The following is a 22,100-nucleotide window of genomic DNA, read 5'->3' as shown; positions in this document are numbered from 1 at the left end:
AGTGAAAACCTGAGACTCAGCTGATTTATGATATAATAGAAGCACTATGGAAAATGAAAATGTAACAAAAATTGCTCAAGATTTAAACATCAAAGAGAGCCAAATTGCCAAAGTTCTAGACTTGACTTCACAAGGGAATACCATTCCTTTCATTGCTCGTTATCGTAAGGAAATGACAGGTAATTTGGATGAAGTACAAATTAAAGCTATCATTGACTTGGATAAAAGCATGACAGCTTTAACTGACCGTAAAGCGACTGTTCTTGCTAAAATTGAAGAACAAGGTAAGCTTACTGCGGAACTCAAAAAAGCTATTGAGAAGGCTGAAAAGTTGGCAGACGTTGAAGAACTTTATCTTCCTTACAAAGAAAAACGTCGTACTAAAGCCACTATCGCCAGAGAAGCAGGGCTATTTCCACTAGCTCGTTTAATTTTGCAAAATAAGCCTTCGCTTGAAGTAGAAGCAGCGAATTTTATAACAGAAGGGTTTGAAACAGCTGACAAGGCCCTTGCTGGCGCTTGTGAAATTCTTATTGAAGCTTTTTCGGAGGACAACAAGCTCCGCTCATGGGTTTACAATGAAATCTGGTCTTACAGCTCAATCATATCAACAGTTAAAGATGAAGCTGCCGATAATAATAAAACCTTCCAAATTTACTATGATTTTTCAGAGAAAGTTTCTAAAATCCAAGGTTATCGTATTTTGGCACTTAATCGTGGTGAAAAACTCGGTATTTTAAAAGTTGGTTTCGAGCATAACATTGATAAAATGGTGCGCTTCATGGGAGCTCGCTTTAAAAATAAAAATGCTTATATTGATGATGTCATAGCAGGAACGATTAAGAAAAAAATCGTTCCTGCTATGGAACGCCGTGTTCACAGTGAGTTAACAGAAAGTGCAGAGGATGGTGCAATCGAACTGTTCTCCGAAAATCTTCGCAATCTCCTTTTGGTGTCTCCTTTGAAAGGAAAAATGGTGTTAGGATTTGACCCAGCCTTTCGTACAGGAGCTAAGTTAGGTGTTGTTGACCAAACAGGAAAATTGATGACTACCCAAGTTATCTATCCTGTTCCACCAGCTAGTCAGGCTAAAATCGAGCAAGCGAAAAAAGATTTAGCAGATCTCATTCGCACATATGGTGTTGAGATTATTGCTATCGGAAACGGGACTGCTAGCCGTGAAAGTGAAGCCTTTGTGGCACAAGTTTTGAAAGATTTTCCAGATGTTTCTTACGTGATTGTCAATGAAAGTGGAGCTTCTGTCTATTCCGCATCTGAATTGGCACGTCACGAGTTTCCAGATTTGACCGTTGAAAAACGCTCAGCTATTTCCATTGCGCGTCGTTTGCAAGACCCACTTGCAGAATTGGTTAAAATCGATCCAAAATCAATTGGTGTCGGACAATATCAGCACGACGTTAGTCAGAAAAAACTTGCCGAAAAGCTTGATTTTGTTGTAGATACCGTTGTTAACCAAGTCGGTGTTAATATCAATACAGCAAGCCCCGCGTTATTAGCCCGCGTTTCAGGATTAAATAAAACAATTTCTGAAAATATTGTCAAATACCGTGATGAAAATGGACGAATTGCTTCGCGTGAAGAAATCAAAAAAGTTCCACGTCTGGGAGCTAAGGCTTTTGAACAAGCAGCAGGTTTCTTGCGTATTCCAGGGTCAGAAAATATCCTTGACAATACAGGCGTTCACCCAGAGTCTTATAAAGCCGTTGAACGCTTATTGAAAGAATTAAATATTACAGATTTAGATGATTCAGCAAAAACAAAACTGCAATCTGTTTCAATTGAAACGATGGCTGAAACCATTAATATCGGGCAAGAAACGCTTAAAGATATTATCGCTGACCTCTTAAAACCAGGGCGTGATTTGCGTGATGATTTTGAAGCACCTGTGCTCCGCCAAGATGTTTTGGATATTTCAGACCTTGAAATTGGGCAAAAATTAGAAGGAACTGTCCGCAATGTCGTTGATTTTGGTGCATTTGTTGATATTGGTTTGCATGATGACGGTTTGATTCATATTTCACAAATGAGCAAGTCCTTTGTCAAACACCCAAGTCAAGTGGTTTCTGTCGGAGACGTTGTGACGGTTTGGGTTTCAAAAATCGATAAGGAACGTGGAAAAATTAATCTTTCCTTGGTAGAGTTACGTGAACTTAACTAATTTTATCAAAACAGTCTCACGAGAAGATTTCGGAAAAGAATTTCGCCATACGGCAGTCTGGAATCCACGTTTGCGGACAACAGGTGGTCGTTTTTTCCCTGCTGATGGGCATTTGGATTTTAATCCCAAGATTTATGAAGCATTTGTTGTTGACGTTTTTCGAAAAATTGTTCGCCATGAGCTTTGTCATTATCATTTGTATTTTGAGGGAAAAGGCTATAAGCACGCTGATGCCGATTTTAAAGCATTATTGAAAGCAGTTGATGGTCTGCGTTACGCGCCAGCCATGCCCCAAAAGACGGAAAAATACCTATATCGTTGCCAAAAATGTGGACGAGACTATCACCGAAAACGTCGTGTCAATACCCAAAAATACCGTTGTGGACGTTGCCACGGCAAGCTCTTAGAAATCAAAAATCAAGAAATTTAGAGAAAGATTTTTTCTTCAGTATAAAATCAGTCGTAGGACTGATTTTATTTTAAGGGCGATTAGGTATAATAATCATATTGAGATAAAAAGAAGGAAGGGGCTAAAATGAAATCAGCTCTTTATAAACAGCGAAAAAATAAACTGGTTTGTGGTGTCTGTGCCGGAATTGCTGATAAGTTTGGTTGGGACTTGTCTTTGACGCGTGTCTTGACAGCATTGCTGATGTATTTTTATGGATTTGGCATTGTCATTTATATTCTTTTAGCAATTTTTCTTCCTTACAAAGAAGATATCACTCGTGACCATTATGGAACGGGACCACGCCGACGTAAGGATGCTGAAGTCGTTGACGAAAATGATGACAACGATGGTTGGTTTTGGTAAAAACTGACAGTTCAACTTCAATGTAGCAAAAACTTGACACTTATAGGGATAACAGGAACTTATAAAGGTCTTTCAAAACAGGAAAAGCTCAGAGTATGATTGTTCTGGGCTTTTGATTTGGTAGCTTTTTATTAGCAGGAAACTGACAATGTTTTTGAATAAGTCTGCGTGAACGCTTACTTTTTCAGGTTAATGTGATATAATAATGAAAAAAAGAGGAAAAGGATTGAACAAAAATTGATGATAAACTGAAAATAGCTTGTGGTTTTAGTCAAGCTTATTTTCTAAAATTTTCAATTTATTTACACAGTCACGAGGTGATTGATAAATGGTTCATGGTACATCAAATGTCGGTTACTGTAAAAATGTTGGTGGAGAAGGTCAAGCTAGATGTTATCTACGGTGATGATGACTTATTAGCTAAAGAAATTACAACGTCAGATATTTCACGACCTGGGCTTGAGATGACAGGTTATTTTGATTATTATTCGCCGGAACGCCTGCAATTGATAGGGATGAAAGAGTGGTCTTATCTTACCAAAATGTCATCACATAATCGTTATCAAGTTTTGACAGAAATGATTAAGCCAGAGACACCTGCTATTATTGTGGCGCGTAATCTACCCATTCTAGATGAAATGTTGGCAGCCGCTAAAGAAAAAGGCATTGCTGTCTTGCAAAGTCATGCGCCAACAAGTCGTTTATCTGGTGAAATATCATGGTATCTGGATTCTTGCCTTGCCGAACGCACTAGCGTTCATGGTGTTCTCATGGATATTTACGGTATGGGAGTTTTAATTCAAGGTGATTCAGGAATTGGTAAAAGTGAAACAGGTCTTGAATTAGTCAAACGTGGTCACCGCTTGGTGGCTGATGACCGTGTCGATGTATTTGCCAAAGACGAAGAAACACTTTGGGGGGAACCCGCAGAAATTCTCCGTCATTTGCTTGAAATTCGAGGTGTTGGTATCATTGATGTGATGAGCTTGTACGGTGCTAGCGCTGTTAAAGATTCATCACAAGTTCAATTGGCAATTTACTTAGAGAATTTTGAATCAGATAAAATCTTTGATCGCTTAGGAAATAGTAACGAAGAAATCGAGTTATCTGGTGTAAAAATTCCGCGCGTGCGTATCCCAGTAAAAACAGGACGTAACATGTCAGTCGTTATTGAAGCAGCAGCCATGAACTACCGTGCTAAACAAATGGGATTTGATGCAACTAAGACATTTGAGGACCGCCTCACTCAGCTTATTAGCCAAAACGAGGAGGACTAATGATTGATCCAGTTGCTATTCAGTTAGGTCCTATTAGTATTCGTTGGTATGCGATTTTTATTGTTTCAGGGTTACTTCTTGCTGTTTATTTAGCGATGAAAGAAGCACCGCGTCGGAAGATAATTCCTGATGATATTTTAGATTTTATTTTAATTGCATTCCCACTTGCGATTATTGGTGCTCGTGTTTATTATGTCATTTTTGATTGGTCTTATTATGCTAATCAGCCATTGAGCGAAATAATTGCCATTTGGAACGGTGGTCTTGCTATTTATGGTGGCTTGATTACAGGAGCAATCGTATTGTTTGTTTTTTCTTATTACCGAGCAATCAATCCACTCGATTTTTTGGACATTGCAGCACCTGGTGTCATGATTGCGCAAGCTATTGGGCGATGGGGAAATTTCATAAATCAAGAAGCTTATGGTAAAATAGTAGATAATCTGAATTTCCTACCAGATTTTATCAAGAACCAGATGTATATTGATGGTTCGTATCGTGTTCCGACATTTTTATATGAATCATTGTGGAATTTATTAGGATTTGTGATTGTCATGATCCTAAGACACCGACCACGTTTCTTCAAACAAGGTGAAATTGCCTTCTTTTACCTTATTTGGTATGGTTGTGGGCGTTTTGTCATCGAAGGAATGCGGACAGATAGTCTAATGTTACTCGGAATTCGAGTATCACAATGGCTTTCTGCTCTACTCGTTTTGATTGGTGTAGTCTTGGTTATCTGGAGAAGAAAACAGAAAGATGTTCCGTATTATCAGGAATAAAAAATAGGTAGATGGGAGAAAAAATGTTTGAAGTAGCACTATTAATTATTGCCATTGCTTTTGCTGTTTTTGTTGGCGTTTTTATACCACTTGGTGTTAAACTATATAAAACAGTTGATGTTGTAAATGAGACAATTGATGAAACAAAGCAAACCATAAAAGTGTTGACCAGTGATGTTAACGTCACTCTTCATCAGACCAATGAAATCTTGGCTAAAGCTAATGTTTTAGTTGAGGATGTTAATGGCAAGGTGTCAACAATTGATCCACTTTTTGTGGCAGTTGCAGAGTTGTCTGAGACTGTTTCGGACTTGAATACAAAAGCTCGTAACATCACTCAAAAAGCTACTCAATCCTCATCAAATGTTAGCAAAGCTTTTGCAGCATTTGCTGTTGGTAAAGTTGCCTCAAAATTATTTCGTAAAAAAGGAGAAGAAGTATGAGTAAACTATTGAAAAACGTGATTATTGGTGTTGCCTCTGGTGCAGCCGCAGCTTATTTCCTATCTACCGAAAAAGGTAAGAAATTCCAAAAGAAAGCCGCTAAAGCTTATGAGGCTTATAAAGAAAATCCTGCTGAATATCATCAAAAAGCAAAAGATAAAGCAACAGAATACACAGTTTTAGCTGTTGATACCTTCAACGACTACCGCCAAAAATTTGAATCTGGTGAATTAACAACCGATGAATTTTTGGATACAGTAAAAGAAAAAGGTAAAGCCGCAGCCGATTTTGCTTCTGAAAAAGTCTCAGAATTTACTTCTAAAGTATCTGAAGCGGTTAACGAAGCAGAAGAAGCTAAAGAAGAATCAAAAGCAGAAGTCGATGACATTATCATTGACTACACACAAGATGAAGAAGCCCCAGCAACTGAAAAGCCTGAGACTACTACCAAAGAAGCTGATGAAGTATAATAAAAAGGTCCAGTGGACCTTTTTATGTTCGATCCTGAAAATAGGAAAGTTAAGAAAAATATCAAAAATTTTTCTTACAATATAAAAAAGCGGTCAATTGAACACATGACTGCTTTTCTAATATGGAAAATATAAAAACAACCCCAAAGTGGAGTTGTAGTAGTTCATTTCAATGTCTTAAAGACCAAATAATACTTGAAACAGCTGACGTAATAGCTAGGCTAATAAGAGAGGCAAATAAGAAAGCCCAGATTGGAGCTAGATTCAAGACCAGCAAAAAGAATGAAATGACGACAGTCGAAATTCCAAATAATGCAATACGAGCAAAAAACATTAACTCTTTTAATTTAGCATTTCTGTGGTCAATTTCTTGAAATTCTTGAAATTTTGGTGCATTATCTTCTTGATAATGCCGTTCTTCAAGCTCTTTGTGTTGCTTTAATGGTGTTAGCATAATCCTCTCTCCTCTGATACTTAGATATCATACCATAAATTAACAAATTTGTCACCTTTTTAAAAAATCCCTTGACTGATGTTAAAAAATATGTTTAAAATAGTTGTTCCTTTTTTTGTTTCAAAATGAGGATTTCTTTTTGAGCCTCCCCTCTCATAAAGTTTTTCTCATTTTGAGATGACACTAAAACTTTTTAGAAAGCTATAACAATAAGATTTTAGAGGATATCTGTGACTAATTGTTATAGGAGTGGTATAATTAAAACGTTATGGAAAAAATAATTATTACTGCGACAGCTGAGTCTATTGAGCAGGTCAAAGAGCTTTTAGAGGCAGGTGTTGATCGTATTTATGTGGGTGAGGAAAACTATGGTTTACGTTTGCCTCATAATTTTACTTATGATGAACTTTCTGAAATCGCTAAGCTAGTTCATGATGCTGGAAAAGAACTAAGTATCGCTTGCAATGCTTTGTTGCACCAAGATATGATTAATGCGGTTCGCCCATATCTTGATTTTTTGAAAGATATTAAAGTCGATTATCTAGTAGCAGGAGATGCAGGTGTTTTTCACATCAATAAAAATGAAGGCTACGATTTCAAGATGATTTATGATGTTTCTGTTTTTGTAACATCAAGTCGTCAAGTGAATTTCTGGGGAGACCATGGCGCTAGCGAAGTCGTTCTTGCTCGTGAAATCCCGTCAGTCGAATTGTTCAAAATGTCAGAAAATCTTCGCTACCCAGCTGAAGTGCTTGTTTACGGAGCTACTGTCATTCATCATTCAAAACGTCCATTATTGCAAAATTATTACAATTTTACGCATAATGATGATGAAAAAACACGTGAACGTGGTCTTTTCCTTGCTGAACCAAGCAATAAAGACTCTCATTACTCAATTTTTGAGGATAAACATGGCACACATATTTTTGATACTGATGATATTGATATGATGCCAAAATTGACAGAGTTAACCGACCATAATTTCACTCATTGGAAATTGGACGGTATTTATTGTCCAGGGCATGATTTTGTTGAGATTGTTAAATGCTTTGTCAAAGCTAAAGAATTGATTGAAGCGGATGAATTTACACAAGATCAAGCTTTCTTATTGGATGAAGAAATTCGTAAATTACATCCAAAAGGTCGTTCACTTGGAACTGGATTCTATGAATTTGATCCAGAGGAAGTGAAGTAAAACTACCCAAAAATGAAATCTTGTCATGATTGAGTTACTATTTCAGGGCATGACAAGTTAGTTAATTAACTGAAATTGTTGTAAAGATATTTATCTTTAAATTTTACTATCTTGGAAATAGGAATATAATAATGTCAGAAAAAACTTTAAAACGTCCAGAGGTTTTAGCACCTGCTGGTACTCTTGAGAAATTAAAAGTCGCTGTTGATTATGGAGCTGATGCAGTCTTTGTCGGTGGACAAGCTTACGGTCTTCGTAGCCGTGCTGGGAACTTCACGATGGAAGAATTGCAAGAAGGGATTAATTATGCCCATGCGCATGGCGCTAAGGTCCATGTCGCAGCAAATATGGTTACCCACGAAGGAAACGAAACTGGTGCAGGAGAGTGGTTCCGTGAACTCCGTGATATGGGCTTGGATGCCGTTATCGCATCTGACCCAGCACTTATGGTAATTTGTTTAACAGAAGCACCAGGTTTAGAAGTCCATGTGTCAACACAAGCTTCGACAACCAACTATGAAGCCTTTGCTTTCTGGGAAGAAATCGGTGTGTCTCGTGTCGTTTTGGCGCGTGAAGTTGGCATTGCTGAAATTGAAGAAATTCGCAAACACACCTCACTTGAAATTGAAGCCTTCGTTCACGGCGCAATGTGTATTGGTTATTCAGGACGTTGTGTCCTTTCTAATCACATGAGCCACCGTGACGCTAACCGTGGCGGTTGTTCACAATCTTGCCGCTGGAAATATGACCTTTACGATATGCCATTCGGTCAAGAACGTAAAAGTCTTGAAGGTGAAATTCCAGAGCCCTTTTCAATGTCATCAGTTGATATGTGTATGATCGAACACTTGCCTGATTTGATTGAAAATGGTGTCGATAGCTTTAAGATTGAAGGTCGTATGAAATCAATTCATTACGTATCAACAGTCACAAACTGCTACCGTGCAGCTGTCGATGCTTACCTAGACAGTCCAGCAAAATTCGAAGCTATCAAAGGTGAATTACTTGATGAGCTTTGGAAAGTTGCCCAACGTGAATTGGCAACTGGTTTCTACTACCAAATACCAACAGAAAACGAGCAACTCTTTGGTGCTCGTCGTAAAATACCACAATATAAATTTGTCGGTGAAGTTGTTGCCTTTGACGAAGAAACGATGACAGCAACAATCCGTCAACGTAACGTTATTCTCGAAGGAGATGCCATCGAATTCTACGGACCAGGATTCCGTCGTTTTGAAACTTATATCAAAGATTTGCATGATGCTGATGGTAATAAAATTGATCGTGCTCCAAATCCAATGGAATTATTGACAATCACTGTCCCTCAAGCGGTTCAAGCAGGAGATATGATTCGTGCTCGTAAAGAAGGACTTGTGAACCTTTATAAAAGCGACGGTTCTAGCAAAACTGTTAGAGCATAATCAGTAATAATTATTAAAAAATGAACGACTCTTAAATATAATGGCATAGGGTCGTTCATTTTTTGTCTAGTTCTTGAGATTTACGGACAGTTGGTGGTACCAATGTCAAACGATTGATATCGCTGATAGCGATGATTGTTGAGATATTCTTTTGAAAGTTTTTGAGGATTAATTTGTCATTTTTGGGGTCGTATTTGACCAAATCACCTGTAAAACTGCCGTCTTCGTAAATAGCATGAAGCGCTAATTGCTTTTCTTGTGCTTCTTTGATGGTTGTGATGATTTTGTGAGTTTTCAGATTAATATCTGCGGCTGGTTGAGCACGAAAGTCAATATACGCCTGTGCTTGCCTTTTTAAACGTTTGATAAGATTTTTCATAGTCATTTACCTAAATAATTGATAAAATGATTATACACCTTTTGAAGAAAAAAATAAATGCCGCGTTGTAAAATGAAGTGCAACAAAAAAGACATGTTCGTCTGATACACTAGAATTCCCCAACTCAGTGTAGAAAGGCGATGAACATGTCCCAAACTCATTCTACCAAAAAGTCTCGTTATTCTCACTTATCACGCTCTGAGCGAGGTGAAATTAGTGCCTATTTGAAGATGGGGAAAAACCTGCTGAGATTGCCCGTCTATTAGGGCGAAATCGTTCGACAATTACCCGTGAGATTAAGCGTGGCACAGTAACACAAGTCCAAAATAAAAATGGAAAACAAATTTATTATCAAACCTATTTCGCTGACAGTGGTCAACGTATCTATGAAGAAAATCGGAAAAAGAGGACCTAACTGAAATTAAAGCAGTGCTCTCTGACTTTCTTTGAAAAACTAGATAAGGCTGTTAGGTCCAATGTTCGTCGACATAGTGTAGATACGTTTGTTCACGAATACAAAGAGGAACAGCCAACAGAAACCATTCCTTCAACGAAGACATTATATCGCTATATCGCAGCTTGTTTTATTTCTATCAAGCCAATAGATTTACCGAAGATGGTGAGTATCAGAAAGTGGTCTAAATATCAAACAACAGTCAATAAGAAGACCCTTGGAAAATCTATTGAAGAGCGTCCAGAAATGATTAATAACCGTTCTGAGTTTGGACGCTGGGGGTTGATCTACTTCTCGGTCAAAAGACCAAAGGAGAGGCTGTTATCATGACCTTGGTCGAACGTCAAACACGATTTGCCTTGGCGTGTAAGCTACCGAATAAACAAGCAGAAACCATCAATGAAGTTGTAAAAACTCTTGGCTGAACACCCTATTACTTCTATCACATCAGATAACGGCTCTGAATTCAGTCTCTTATCGGATTTAGAAGAGGTTGATATTTCCTTCGCCCATCCTTATTCCTCTCATGAAAGAGGAACAAAAGAGAACTTTAAGGGTCTTTTGAGAGAATTTCTCCCTAAAGGACAATCTTTCAACTCATTAACCGAAAAGGAACTCGTACATTATATCTAAGCTATCAATGAGAGGCCTAGACGACTCCATCATTACAAAACTGCAAAATTTCTGTTTGGGCTAGCCCAAACAACCTAACAATGGAATACTAGCCTATTCAAGATCTTGTTGCACTTGCCTTGACAATGTGCTAAAAAAATAAATAATCTAAAGTTTAGAAAGTTTTTTTACGAATATATATATTAGGAGGAAGATTTATTATGTCAGAATTTAAATTTGAAATTGTTGAACACTTACTTACCCTATCTGAGAGCGATAAAGGTTGGACAAAAGAATTGAACCGTGTCAGTTTTAACGGAGCAGAGCCAAAATTTGATATTCGTTCATGGAGCCCAGATCACAGCAAAATGGGCAAAGGTGTGACACTCACAAATGATGAATTTAAAATCATCTTAGACGCTTTCCGCGGCTAAGTTAGAGATAAAAAGTTGGCAGATTTTTCATCTGTCAACTCTTTTTTATGCAAAATAGGCAGTATTTTTTAGAGAGATAAATAAAGGTTTACTGATAGCTGTAATAGCTAGAAGTTTTCCAATTTCAGGAATGATGAAAGGTACAACGCCAGCTAAGAAAGCAGCTTGCCAGCTCATATTTGCTAAAAAATGTAAGCCAATCACTCCGCAAATAAAAGCTAAACAATTACCGAGTAGATTGCTAACAAAAATCTTAACCAAAGAGGGCTCCATATTGGTTAGGTAAGAAGTTAAGGCAGCGTAGAAAAGAAAGCCCCAGAGAAAACCAGATGTTGGACCTGATAATACCGCAATACCTCCGCTACCACCTGCGAAAACAGGAAGCCCAATAGCACCAAGTAGCAGATAAAGCGCCACACTGAGCGTGGCTTCACGTGGACGGAAAATCGACGCGATAAGCCCAATAGCAAGTGTTTTAAGCGTAAACGGAACCGTTCCGATAGGAATTACAATCTGTGAAAGTATTGCAGTCAAAGCAGCACCAAATGCTGGGAAGATGAGCGTTAAAAGCATATTTCTAGATATAAAATCTTCTTGCCTATTTTAGTTAACTTATAATTATATTTAGGTTGACTAAATTTTATCCAAAACTAAGCAGAATATCAAGAAAAAATCGCTTTTTCAGCGATTTCATTTTCCTTTATGGTTGAGATAGTCTGCTACCCCAATCACTCCAAAAACAATTCCCAGAATAATAAAGATTGCTTTGAGCTCTAATAAGCCATAAGCTAAAAAGATGATAGCAGAAATGAAATAGACAATATTTTTTGACATAGCAATTCCTTTTGAATATAATACTTACTCACATTGTAGCATAAAGTAGCTTTCTTTGACATTCTAAGTCTAGCCAAATCACATATTTTTCTTTATAATGAAAATTGGAAACGTAATCATAATCATAATCATTAAAAAGGTGAGGAAAAATGGCAGATTTACAATATAAGAATTACATTTTTGACTTTTATGGCACACTTGTAGATATTTGGACAGACGAGGACGACGAGAAGCTTTGGGAGCAAATGGCTGCGCTTTATGCCGCTTATGGCGCTGATTATTCTGCTGCGGAGCTTAAAGCAAATTACGATAACCATATTAAACGTCAAGAAAATCAATTACGCAAACGTTCTCAGTTAGAACATGTTGAGGTTGATTTGGTGGTTGTTTTTATTGAATTGCTGTTAGAAGCACCGAACAAACACGCCACAGATAGCATTATTCTAGACCTTGAAACATGGGGAAATCTAATTGCCCAAACTTTTAGAATGTTGTCACGCAAAAAATTACAAACTTACGAAAATACCTTAGCGACTTTGAAAACACTTAAAGAAGTAGGAGCAACAGTTATTTTATTGTCAAATGCCCAGCGAGCTTTCACCCAAGCTGAAATTGAAATGACAGGCTGCAGAGAATTTCTTGATAAGATTTACATCTCGTCTGATTACAAAATGAAAAAACCACAAGTTGAATTCATGAATCTGGTCTTGAACGACAATCAACTTAATCCAGAAGAAACCGTTATGGTTGGCAATGATTTCACCAGCGACATGACAATCGCACAAGCAGCAGGCATCGACGGTATTCTGCTTAACACATTCCCATACAACCAATCAGAAATTGAACCCCTCAATACTATGAACGCCAAAGTAATTGAGAATATCAGTGAGTTGGTGGTGGAGTGAAAAATCATATCTAACTTTATGTTAGGGACATTTTGGGTATTTAATCAGAGACGGTAACAGCTGTATGATTGATATATTCATAAATAGGTGTTCTGATAAGCCTCAAAAATTCTCATTTAAATTGCTTAGGTGGAGAAGGATTAACTTGAGTAATCCAATTTTTAATAACAACTACAGTAAGTAATGTAACGAGTTGAACCACTTCTTCATTTGAGAGATTGAATTATCCTTCTTTTGGGACAATATTTGAAGCACCTCATTTAGTGTAAGTAGATACAATAAAATCTTCAAAATTAGGATCGATATTTGTAGTATAGAGACACCTTATCCACCGTCTCTCATTCCAAATTGCTGGTAAAACATTTTCAGCTATATAATCTAAAGGTTTGATATTACTGGAGGGATTATAATTATTAAATACTTGGCAAATCTCTTTATCGATGAGATTATGGATATACAATATAATTTCATTGAAATTTTTAAAATGTTTTTGATAAATGGCCTGTCTTGAAATGCTAGCTTTTGAAGCAATCTCGGAAATTTTAAAATTTGCTTTCTCTGGATTTTCTGAAGCCAATGCAAAGAAAGCATCGATGATTTTTTCACGCGTATATTTTGCCAGAGTGTGAACCCCCAGTAAATTTATAGGTATTTTAACACGCTCTCAGTTTTAGCTGGGGGAGCTTCTTTAATGCAAAAATAGAAAGCCTTGTCCAAAAAGCTTAAGGTGGGGAATAGGTGGGAACAAGTGGCGGAAATGGCGCTGTAATAGGTTTTAATATTTTAAGTTTTAAAATAAGGAAAAGGACAAATAAAAAGTTTTAAACCTGCTTTTAGATGAGTTGTTATTTTATAATAATGATATTGGAAAAAACGGTAGGCAGTAGTTTTAAGTAATGGCTTAACTTCAGTCGCAAGTTATTATTGCAAGAGTATTTTTAATAATAACTGGCAGTAGAATTTCTGCTGTCAGTTTTCTTTCTATTTTAAGCTAAAAAATATCCCTTGAATTATTCAAGGGAAGGTTTTAAATGATTATATAATCTAATTTATTTCATCGTTGGGAAAAGTAAGACGTCGCGGATTGTTGTTGTGTCTGTGAGGAGCATGACTAGGCGGTCGATACCGATACCAAGTCCCCCTGTTGGTGGCATACCGTATTCAAGGGCTTCGACGTAGTCGTAGTCAATTCCAGTTGCTTCATCATCACCAAGTTCTTTAGCTTTTGCTTGGGCTTCAAAACGTGACAATTGATCGATTGGATCGTTAAGTTCGGTAAAGGCATTACCGTATTCTTTAGTCATGATGAAGAGTTCGAAGCGGTCAGTGAAGCGAGGATCTTCTGCGTTTTTCTTAGCAAGAGGAGAAACTTCAACTGGGTGTCCATAAACAAATGTTGGTTGAATCAATGTTTCTTCGACAAATTCTTCAAAGAAAGCGTTGATGATGTGACCAACTGAAGTGAAGTGTTTTTCAACTGGTACATTTTTCTCTTTGGCAATAGCTTGCGCTTCTTCGAGAGTCATTTCTTGCCAGAAATCAACACCAGTGACTTCTTTGATAGCATCAACCATGTGAACACGTTTAAATGGTTTGTCAATGGCAATTTCAGTTCCTTGGTATGAAATAGGACCGTCACCTTTAACAGCTTTTGAGGCGTGTTGGATAATGCCTTCTGTCAAATCCATGATATCTTTGAAGTCAGCATAGGCTTGATAAACTTCGATAGTTGTGAATTCAGGATTGTGTGTGGCATCCATACCTTCGTTACGGAAGATACGTCCAATTTCGTACACTCTTTCCATACCACCAACGATAAGACGTTTCAAGTGAAGTTCAGTTGCGATACGAAGAACCATGTCCATATCTTGTGCATTGTGGTGAGTGATAAATGGGCGAGCAGCAGCACCACCAGCTTCGTTGTGAAGGACTGGTGTTTCAACTTCTAAGAAACCAAGACCTTCAAGGTAACGACGGATTTCTGAGATGATTTTTGAACGAGTCACAAAGCGTTCAAAGCTTTCACGGTTTGAAACCAAGTCAAGGTAACGTTTACGATATTTAGTTTCAACGTCTGTAAGTCCATGGAATTTTTCTGGGAGTGGACGAAGCGCTTTAGACAAGTGAGTAAGGTGAGTGGCTTTGATTGTCAATTCACCCATGTCTGTACGCATGATTTCACCTTCGATACCGAGGAAGTCACCGAGGTCTGCTTTTTTGAAAATTTGATAGTTTTCGTCACCGACAGCATCTTTGCGGACATAGACTTGGATTTGACCGTCGCGGTCTTGAATGTGTGCAAAACCAACTTTACCTTTACCACGCTTAGTCATTAGACGACCAGCGATAGTAGCTGTTTTGTTAATTTCATGCAATTCTTCTTTAGTTTTGTCAGCGTATTTTTCTTTTAATTGACCAGAAGTAGCTGTGCGTTCAAATCGAGTTCCGAAAGGATCGATGCCTTGTTCAGCCAAAGCTGCCATTTTTTCACGACGCACGATTTGTTGGTCGTTTAATTCTTCAATGTGTTCGTTTGACATGTTTTCCTCCAATAAGTATTCTTTCCTATTGTATCATAAAAGAAGTTAGAATACACCCTATTTTTGCGTGCTTTGCTTGAGAGTGAGACAAAAATTGGTAATTTCAAAAGAAATTCGATTTTTCAGCAAGTTTTTTCTTGTTGCTGATTTGAAACGGGGTTATTTTCAGATTGTCAAAGTCCAAAACACCATGTTTTGTAAATATAACGACACAGACAAGGAGATTAATCACTTTTGTATCAGCTTTGTTTTCTTGTCTTTGATTGAAAAGAAGGCTAAAAAATAGTATAATATGTGACGGTAAAAATTATTAGAGAGAAAAGAGATTCATGATTACTTCAATTGTTTTTGATGTTGATGATACGATTTATGACCAACAAGCACCTTATCGTATTGCCGTTGAGAAATGTTTCCCTGATTTTGATATGAGTAAAATCAATCAGGCTTATATTCGTTTCCGTCATTATTCAGATGTCGGATTTCCGCGTGTAATGGCAGGTGAGTGGACAACTGAGTATTTCCGTTTTTGGCGTTGCAAGGAAACTTTATTAGAATTTGGTTACCGTGAAATTGATGAAGCAACTGGCGTGCATTTCCAAGAAATTTATGAAGAGGAATTGGAAAATATCACAATGCTTGATGAGATGCGCATGACACTTGATTTTCTTAAAGAAAAAGGCGTTCCAATGGGGATTATAACGAATGGACCAACGGAACACCAACTGAAAAAAGTTAAAAAACTTGGTCTTTATGATTATATTGACCCAAAATGTGTCCTTGTCAGCCAAGCGACTGGTTTCCAAAAACCAGAAAAAGAGATTTTCAATCTTGCTGCGGAGCAATTTGACATGAACCCTGCAACAACACTTTACGTTGGTGATTCATATGACAATGACGTTGTTGGTGCTTTCAATGGTGGCTGGCATTCAATGTGGTTTAACCACCGTGGTCGTAGTTTGAAACCTGGTATCAAACCAGTTTATGATGTTGCTATTGATAACTTTGAACAATTGTTCGGAGCTGTGAAAGTTCTCTTTGATCTTCCTGATAATAAATTCATCTTTGATGTCAATGACAAGAAAAATCCAATTCTTGAGATGGGTATCAATAACGGATTTATGATGGCAGCAGAACGTCTGCTTGAAAGTAACATGAGTATTGATAAAGTTGTTATCCTGCTTCGTTTGGACAAACAACAAGAAAAAGTTTTGCGTCTAAAATACGCAAGAAATAACTAATAAATGAACCCTCCTAAGCGCCATTTAGGAGGGTTTTTCGTCTTTAAGATTTCTTTTGTTTATAAGATGTGTCATTCCATTTTAGGCAAGTGAAGGTTTTAAAATCCTTGGTCTCTAAAATCGTCACACTACCGTTATCCAGTCCGCCTTGGGCACGGAGAACGGCTGGTTCATATCCTAATAAAGTACGGATAGAGGCGGTAAAATTAGCACCATGCCCAACTAACAAGACATTCTGATAAGGTTGATTTTTCATTGATTTAATGAATGACTCAACGCGTTTAGTGGTTTGATAAACAGATTCAGCGTCAAATACATCATTATCGAATTTAGCTAAATTATGTCGAAAAGCTTGCATTTGTTGAGGAAAAATAGATGTTATTGTTGCAATTTTGCTGCCTTCCAATCTTCCAAGATGCCATTCACGCAGCGAGGGTTGAAAGCTGATTGGCTTTGGATAGTGGCTGTGTGACATGATAATCTTGCAAGTATCGCTGGCACGTTTTAAATCGCTTGAAAAAACGGCATCAAATTTAACATCTTGGAGATAATCACCTAATTTTTCCAAATCATGGACGGATTCCTCCAAAAGTGGGGAGTCACCATTTGCTCCTTGGAAACGTCCTTCTAAGTTCCATTGTGTTTTACCATGTCGTACAAAATAAAATTTCATCAGTTACTTTCCAATCTAAAAATTAATGTGAATCGTCAATCAAGTCAGCAAAGCTGGCACCAACAAAATCTGCCAAGGTTTGACTGTCAATGCGGATAGAACGTCCAATTTCACCAGCAGAAACAATCATCGTTCCCATTTCTAAAGCACGGTTATCAATGAAAATCGGAAAATTGTGTTGCTGATGAATACCGACAGGATTATTTGCTCCGTGAATGTAGCCAGTCGTTTTTTGAAGATTTTTTTTGTGGAATCATGCTGACTTTTTTGTTGCCAGAAACTTTGGCTAATTTTTTCTCAGAAAGATGTTCGGTGATTTGAACAATTCCGATTAGAGGACCTGTTTTGTCACCTGTTAAAGCAAGGGTTTTGAAAATATCAGATTTTTCAATGTCATCTGTTAAGTCTCCCTCAAGTGCATTGATTGCTAAACTGTCGTGTTCGATTTTTGCCTTGTCCAGAATTTGGTCAACAAGTGTCTTTTTTAATTTAGTTTTTTTTCCCATTTTCCCTCTTAATCTTTCTATTTATTAGTCAATTACTATTTTACTAAAAAAATAAAAAGGTACAAGTTTGCACCTTTTAGCAAGCATTATAATAAGCTTGGACGAGTTCGACAAAATCTTTGACGTCATAGTCCGTACGGAAATAATCATTAGCGGTTTCTGTCCAGTAATCAGTTGGATCAACGTGGTCAGTACCACCAAGGTAAAGGCTGACCATTTCATGTGTCCAAATGGTTCCTTCGCCATCTTCTTGACCAAGTGTTACAGGAAGGTCATATTTTTTGAGCATGTAAGCAGTATAATAAGCTGCGTTTGCTAGTTGCTCGGCGAAGCCTTTTTGAGATTTCTCATGTGTTAATTCAAATTGAATGTAATAAGGATTGGCATTGGCACCAGCACCCTGAGCTTTGTAATCTTCATCAGCAATGCGAAGAATGGTATCACTATCAATGAAAGAGTGGACAAAGACACCTTCTTCATCATAACTTTGAACCATATAATTCACTTCGCTTTCAATCGTTGAATTGTCAACGCCAGTATCATGAATAATTACCCCAAGAGGTTTTCCGTCATCTGTCTTATAAGCGGCTTGTTCAAAACTACTTTCAATGTCATCAGTAATATCAGTGTGCGAATAACCAAGTGTTTCAGCGATATAAGCATTAATAGTATTATCCTGCTCAAGCGAAATATCATTCGTGTCGATATAGTAAGTATCACCGTTCATGCTAAATTGAGCTAAAGTGATATCTTCGTCATTGAGGGTCGCATCATAGTAATAGGCACTAATTGTAATCGCAGTATTTTCATTAATTTTGCTGCTAGAACCATCGTTGGTGTACATAATAGCGTCAGAAGTAGAGACCGTAGCTGTTTCGGAAACATCATAAGAATTGGCATTTGATAAATTCAAACTTCCGTCTGAAGCTAAAGTTGTGACTCCTGAAAAAATCAGTTTAGCGAGAATTAGGGCAAGTGCGACTACTGCCGTGACAAGCCCAGCTATTGTTATTATTTGAGATTTTTGTTGTCGTTTTCTACGTGAAGAATTTCTTGTTGGCATAGTTTTACTATAAGTTTTAACCCTTAAATTAATATTAATTTGAGGGTTAAAATTGTTGATTTTGACATTAAAAATCACAGGATTTTTCAGAACTTTTTTATAAAAATTGAGTTAGCAAAAAAGCTAGGATAGTATTTCCTCGCTTTTATTTGCTACTACTTGTTGTACCGAAAAGTTTTTCGTACGTTGTTTTCGTATCTTTTGTGACGGCAATTTGGTTTAAGTCAAGTGGTGAACTAAAACCATTGATGTAACCTTGCGAGGTGTATTGATGGAGGTCATAGTCCAAATCAGTTTGTGGTGCAGCATCGTAATAACCAGTATCAGAACCATAAGCAGGAATCCAAACTGCATCGAAACCATCCACGGAAATTTCTTGTTCATCCATGAAATAAGTTCCAATGTAGATACCGACATTTTCCGCACCGAGTTTTTTGAGCTCTTTTAAGAAAGCCTGTACACCTTTATTCATGTCAGACATAGTCGCCTCTTCAACGTCAATCCAATAGAATGTTGGACTGTAAGGTGAAGCATTCTTATAGAAAATTTTTGCTTCCTCCTTCATCTCCTTGACGGTTGTACCGAGAGCGTAGCTATAAACGGCTACAGGAACATTTCGTTTCTGTAATTCTTTGATATGTGTCTTAAATGATTTATCAATACCAGTTGTATAGGCGGCATTGCTATCTTTACTGATTTGTGACCCTCCATAAACACGAACGATAGCACCAGAAATATTCCGAGATAAAGTATCATAGTCAATTTCGTTTGGAAGTTGCCAACCTGAGATATCAATAATCGGATTAAGAACAAAATCTTCATCAGTTTCAGAAGTTGATGTAGTGGTAGTACTCGTGTTACTCACAGTTGGAATAGAATCCTTAGCTGAAGCTAGTTGTTGCTTTTGTAAACTATCTGAGTGAGCTTTACCAATCACGAGAAGTAGCCCACAGAGGGCGAAGAATACTACAACAACAATGGGTTTTATTCGTCTTCTCATTAGTAATATTTTAGCGTAAAAAGGCTTAAAAATCAAAGCATTGCTCATTTTGTAATCGTTTTGTCATATTTTTTAATATTTTATCTATGGACTGTTACAAAAGAAGTAATGCCAGTAAAGGCGCTGCAAATAGTCTGACAGCTATTTGTCATTGATAAGGCTTTCAATTTCTGTAACAATTGTTTCTGGTTCTGTTTTTGATGAAAAACGTTTGATGACATTGCCATTTTGGTCGATAAGAAATTTTGCAAAGTTCCATTCAATACTCTTGCCAAGTGGTCCCTTTTGTTCACTTTTTAGCCAATCATAGAGTGGGTCGGCTTCTTTACCGTTGACTTTAATTTTCGCAAAGCGAGGAAAAGTTGTCTGGTAATTCAAGGTGCAAAAGGTATTGATTTCGTCGGCGTTTCCTGGCGCTTGATTTAAAAATTGATTACAAGGAAAATCTAAAATTTCAAATCCTTTGTCATGGTAAGTGTCATAAAGCTTTTGTAGTCCTTCGTATTGTGGGGTTAAGCCACAACCTGTTGCCGTATTGACAATGAGTAGGATTTTGCCTTGGTATTTTGACAATTGGACATCAGAGCCGTCTTGGGCTTTGACAGTAAAGTCATAAAGATTAGTCATGATTAAGCTCCTTTGTATAAGCAATAATTTGGTCAACGGTATCACTTAAAAATTGAATGGTATCACGGAGTGGTTGCGCGGTGGAAATATCGGCACCAATTAATTTAGCGGTGTCAAGCGGCGTACGTGAACCACCTGATTTTAAGAAATTCAACCAGTCGTTAGCACCATTTGGGTTATTTTTTAGATTAAGATACCCAGCAGTTGAAATAACCATACCTGCAGAATAAGTGTAGCTATACAACCCAGCATAATAATGACTTTGGCGCATCCAAGTTAAAGCAGCATCGTCGTCAATATCAATGGCATCACCCCAAAATTGGCTAAGAACATCTTTCATTATCTTGTTAAGTTGTGTAGCACCGAAGGTTTTTCCGTCTTCAATGAGATTGTAAACCTGACGTTGAAAAGCAGCTTCAAGTAAGTGAGTGATAAAATTATGGAAATAAGTATCTGTCAAACGATGAGCGAGTGCAAAGCGTTTCTGGCGTGGAGTGTCAAATTGTTTTTCGAGGTAATCGCTGAGCAGGAGTTCGTTGAAAGTAGAAGGAGCTTCGACGTAATAAGTTGACATATGGGTATTAAAGTAACTTTGGTTGTTGTCTGAGAAGATAAATTGTCCAGAGTGACCGATTTCATGGATAAGTGTGTACACATCAGACATACGACCAGTCCAACTCATTAAAACGTAGGGATGAACTTTGTAAGGGTCAGTAGCGTAGCCACCAGAATCTTTATTGGCATTAGCAGCAAAGTCAACCCAACGTTCTTCTTGATAACGTGAGACTTCTTGAGCATATTCATCACCAAGTGGGGCAACGGATTTCATCACCAAATCATAAGCATCATCAATCGTAACCTCTGGGTTAAGCTCGCTATCCAAGTCAAGCTTCCAGTCTGCAAAAGTCATTTTTTTAAGACCATTAACATGAGCAACGTGTTTAAGGTATTTTTGCGCAACAGGAGCAAATTCTGTCATGATAAGGTCAATTTGACGGTCAAACAGGTCACGGTTAACTTCTTGTTTGGCTAAGAGGTAATCAAAAACGGATTCGTAACCTCGCATGTCAGCAATGATTTTTTCTGATTTGACTTGTGCTAGATAAGCACTTGCTGCGGCATTTTGATGTTTACGAAGTCCTGCAGAGAAAGAACGAAAAGCTTTTTCACGGACTTGAGCATTTTCATGATTTTGATAAAAATTTTCATAGGTGACAAAAGAGTTTTGATAGACCTTGCCATCAACTTCAAAATCTTCCATTTCAAAGTCACCTGCACGCATTTTGGTGTAGATATCTTCTGGCGCTTTAAAAACTTCACCAAAGTTCGTCAACACTTTTTCAACTTCTGGGGAGATAAAATGATTTTTTTGAATTTTCGCTTGGCGAATAGCTGCGCTAAAATGCGGATTTTCTTCTAAAGCATCAAGGATTTCTAAGTCGGCAGTCGCTAGCGCAGTATCAAAGAAGCTTAATGCTACATTGGCTTTCGTGAAAAAATCAGCACCAGCTTGTGCAATCTGAGCAAATTCTTCATTGCTAAAGTCGCTGGTTTGCGGCATGAAAGAATAATTATCGATATGGCTCATCTCGATATAAATTTGTTCAATTTCATAAAGCGCTTTGGTAAAGTCTTCCAAAGTCGTCAAATTCTCCTCGTAATTTCGTTTAAAAAGATTAATATCTTCTAACGTTTTTTCGATACTTCGCAAAAAATCCTCACGGTCTTGGTAAAGGGCACTCAAATCCCATAATTCATTTTCAGGAAATTCCGAACGTTTTTTTAATTCCATCTAGTATT

At 37.5% G+C, this 22,100-nt stretch carries 23 protein-coding genes and 2 pseudogenes; 13 read left to right on the top strand and 12 right to left on the bottom strand.

Annotation, left to right across the window (positions count from 1 at the left end; genetic code table 11):
- Positions 1-46: 46 nt before the first annotated feature.
- The 7 genes from SMA_RS07570 to SMA_RS07540 all read left to right on the top strand — a co-directional run bounded on the left by SMA_RS07570 (position 47) and on the right by SMA_RS07540 (position 5,965).
- Positions 47-2,179 carry a Tex family protein gene (locus SMA_RS07570; protein WP_014294996.1) on the top strand — a complete coding sequence of 711 codons (2,133 nt, stop codon included), beginning with the start codon at positions 47-49 and terminating at the stop codon, positions 2,177-2,179.
- The gene (locus SMA_RS07565) at positions 2,166-2,609 is read left to right on the top strand and encodes a SprT family protein (RefSeq protein WP_014294995.1); all 444 of its coding nucleotides are present in this window, start codon (positions 2,166-2,168) and stop codon (positions 2,607-2,609) included. The genes SMA_RS07570 and SMA_RS07565 overlap by 14 nt, the downstream gene beginning before the upstream one ends.
- Before the next feature lie 105 nt (positions 2,610-2,714).
- On the top strand, positions 2,715-2,993 hold the full coding sequence (locus SMA_RS07560; protein ID WP_014294994.1) for a PspC domain-containing protein: 279 nt from the start codon (positions 2,715-2,717) through the stop codon (positions 2,991-2,993).
- A 347-nt stretch (positions 2,994-3,340) separates the two neighbouring features.
- Positions 3,341-4,270: an HPr(Ser) kinase/phosphatase gene (gene hprK / locus SMA_RS07555; RefSeq protein ID WP_280144267.1), complete on the top strand. Its 930-nt coding sequence runs from the start codon at positions 3,341-3,343 to the stop codon at positions 4,268-4,270.
- Positions 4,270-5,052, top strand: a complete 783-nt coding sequence (gene lgt / locus SMA_RS07550; protein WP_014294992.1) for a prolipoprotein diacylglyceryl transferase — start codon at positions 4,270-4,272, stop codon at positions 5,050-5,052. The genes hprK and lgt overlap by 1 nt, the downstream gene beginning before the upstream one ends.
- Positions 5,053-5,075: 23 nt before the next feature.
- Positions 5,076-5,495: a DUF948 domain-containing protein gene (locus SMA_RS07545; RefSeq protein WP_014294991.1), complete on the top strand. Its 420-nt coding sequence runs from the start codon at positions 5,076-5,078 to the stop codon at positions 5,493-5,495.
- Complete coding sequence (locus SMA_RS07540; RefSeq protein WP_014294990.1) at positions 5,492-5,965, top strand: YtxH domain-containing protein; 474 nt, start codon at positions 5,492-5,494, stop codon at positions 5,963-5,965. The genes SMA_RS07545 and SMA_RS07540 overlap by 4 nt, the downstream gene beginning before the upstream one ends.
- Before the next feature lie 169 nt (positions 5,966-6,134).
- On the opposite strand, the gene SMA_RS07535 is transcribed toward SMA_RS07540, so the two are convergent.
- Positions 6,135-6,419, bottom strand: coding sequence for a DUF3270 domain-containing protein (locus tag SMA_RS07535; RefSeq protein WP_014294989.1), 285 nt, complete (start codon positions 6,417-6,419; stop codon positions 6,135-6,137).
- Positions 6,420-6,687: 268 nt separating this feature from the next.
- Between SMA_RS07535 and SMA_RS07530 the strand changes: the two genes are divergently transcribed.
- Entirely contained in the window at positions 6,688-7,614 is a 927-nt protein-coding gene (locus tag SMA_RS07530; RefSeq protein ID WP_014294988.1) for a peptidase U32 family protein, read from the top strand.
- A gap of 131 nt (positions 7,615-7,745) precedes the next feature.
- The gene (locus tag SMA_RS07525) at positions 7,746-9,035 is read left to right on the top strand and encodes a peptidase U32 family protein (RefSeq protein ID WP_014294987.1); all 1,290 of its coding nucleotides are present in this window, start codon (positions 7,746-7,748) and stop codon (positions 9,033-9,035) included.
- 55 nt (positions 9,036-9,090) lie between these two features.
- Here the strand turns inward: SMA_RS07525 and SMA_RS07520 are convergent, their stop codons facing one another.
- On the bottom strand, positions 9,091-9,414 hold the full coding sequence (locus SMA_RS07520; RefSeq protein WP_039671102.1) for a hypothetical protein: 324 nt from the start codon (positions 9,412-9,414) through the stop codon (positions 9,091-9,093).
- 146 nt (positions 9,415-9,560) lie between these two features.
- On the opposite strand from SMA_RS07520, the pseudogene SMA_RS07515 reads away from it, so the two are divergent.
- Positions 9,561-10,579: pseudogene (locus tag SMA_RS07515) on the top strand (IS30 family transposase).
- 122 nt (positions 10,580-10,701) lie between these two features.
- A complete protein-coding gene (locus SMA_RS07510; protein WP_003065722.1) occupies positions 10,702-10,914 on the top strand; it encodes a YdbC family protein in 213 nt (70 codons plus the stop codon).
- 45 nt (positions 10,915-10,959) lie between these two features.
- On the opposite strand, the gene SMA_RS07505 is transcribed toward SMA_RS07510, so the two are convergent.
- Together SMA_RS07505 and SMA_RS11605 are read right to left on the bottom strand one after the other, a co-directional pair.
- Positions 10,960-11,487, bottom strand: coding sequence for a biotin transporter BioY (locus tag SMA_RS07505; protein WP_014294982.1), 528 nt, complete (start codon positions 11,485-11,487; stop codon positions 10,960-10,962).
- Positions 11,488-11,604: 117 nt separating this feature from the next.
- Positions 11,605-11,748, bottom strand: coding sequence for a hypothetical protein (locus SMA_RS11605; RefSeq protein ID WP_014294981.1), 144 nt, complete (start codon positions 11,746-11,748; stop codon positions 11,605-11,607).
- Positions 11,749-11,897: 149 nt separating this feature from the next.
- Between SMA_RS11605 and SMA_RS07495 the strand changes: the two genes are divergently transcribed.
- Complete coding sequence (locus tag SMA_RS07495; RefSeq protein ID WP_014294980.1) at positions 11,898-12,653, top strand: HAD family hydrolase; 756 nt, start codon at positions 11,898-11,900, stop codon at positions 12,651-12,653.
- A 256-nt stretch (positions 12,654-12,909) separates the two neighbouring features.
- Here SMA_RS07495 and SMA_RS12165 read toward each other — a convergent pair whose 3' ends face one another.
- Complete coding sequence (locus SMA_RS12165; RefSeq protein WP_167317036.1) at positions 12,910-13,230, bottom strand: TetR/AcrR family transcriptional regulator; 321 nt, start codon at positions 13,228-13,230, stop codon at positions 12,910-12,912.
- A gap of 472 nt (positions 13,231-13,702) precedes the next feature.
- The gene (gene lysS, locus SMA_RS07485; RefSeq protein ID WP_014294979.1) at positions 13,703-15,193 is read right to left on the bottom strand and encodes a lysine--tRNA ligase; all 1,491 of its coding nucleotides are present in this window, start codon (positions 15,191-15,193) and stop codon (positions 13,703-13,705) included.
- Positions 15,194-15,522: 329 nt separating this feature from the next.
- Between lysS and SMA_RS07475 the strand changes: the two genes are divergently transcribed.
- Entirely contained in the window at positions 15,523-16,431 is a 909-nt protein-coding gene (locus SMA_RS07475) for an HAD family hydrolase (protein WP_014294977.1), read from the top strand.
- 43 nt (positions 16,432-16,474) lie between these two features.
- On the opposite strand, the gene SMA_RS07470 is transcribed toward SMA_RS07475, so the two are convergent.
- The 6 genes and pseudogenes from SMA_RS07470 to pepF form a co-directional block, all read right to left on the bottom strand.
- The gene (locus SMA_RS07470; protein ID WP_014294976.1) at positions 16,475-17,104 is read right to left on the bottom strand and encodes a histidine phosphatase family protein; all 630 of its coding nucleotides are present in this window, start codon (positions 17,102-17,104) and stop codon (positions 16,475-16,477) included.
- A 22-nt stretch (positions 17,105-17,126) separates the two neighbouring features.
- A pseudogene (locus SMA_RS07465) lies at positions 17,127-17,610 on the bottom strand (aminoacyl-tRNA deacylase).
- Positions 17,611-17,686: 76 nt separating this feature from the next.
- Positions 17,687-18,673, bottom strand: coding sequence for a peptidoglycan recognition protein family protein (locus SMA_RS07460; protein WP_014294975.1), 987 nt, complete (start codon positions 18,671-18,673; stop codon positions 17,687-17,689).
- A 145-nt stretch (positions 18,674-18,818) separates the two neighbouring features.
- Positions 18,819-19,673, bottom strand: a complete 855-nt coding sequence (locus tag SMA_RS07455; RefSeq protein WP_014294974.1) for a glycoside hydrolase family 25 protein — start codon at positions 19,671-19,673, stop codon at positions 18,819-18,821.
- 141 nt (positions 19,674-19,814) lie between these two features.
- A complete protein-coding gene (locus SMA_RS07450) occupies positions 19,815-20,300 on the bottom strand; it encodes a glutathione peroxidase (RefSeq protein WP_014294973.1) in 486 nt (161 codons plus the stop codon).
- The gene (gene pepF / locus SMA_RS07445; RefSeq protein WP_014294972.1) at positions 20,293-22,092 is read right to left on the bottom strand and encodes an oligoendopeptidase F; all 1,800 of its coding nucleotides are present in this window, start codon (positions 22,090-22,092) and stop codon (positions 20,293-20,295) included. The genes SMA_RS07450 and pepF overlap by 8 nt, the downstream gene beginning before the upstream one ends.
- Between the last annotated feature and the right edge of the window lie 8 nt (positions 22,093-22,100).

This window comes from Streptococcus macedonicus ACA-DC 198 (genome assembly GCA_000283635.1).
Taxonomy (GTDB): Bacteria; Bacillota; Bacilli; order Lactobacillales; family Streptococcaceae; genus Streptococcus; species Streptococcus macedonicus.
The sequence above is the reverse complement of the archived record's forward strand: the minus strand, read 5'-3'. Positions and strand labels throughout refer to the sequence as shown.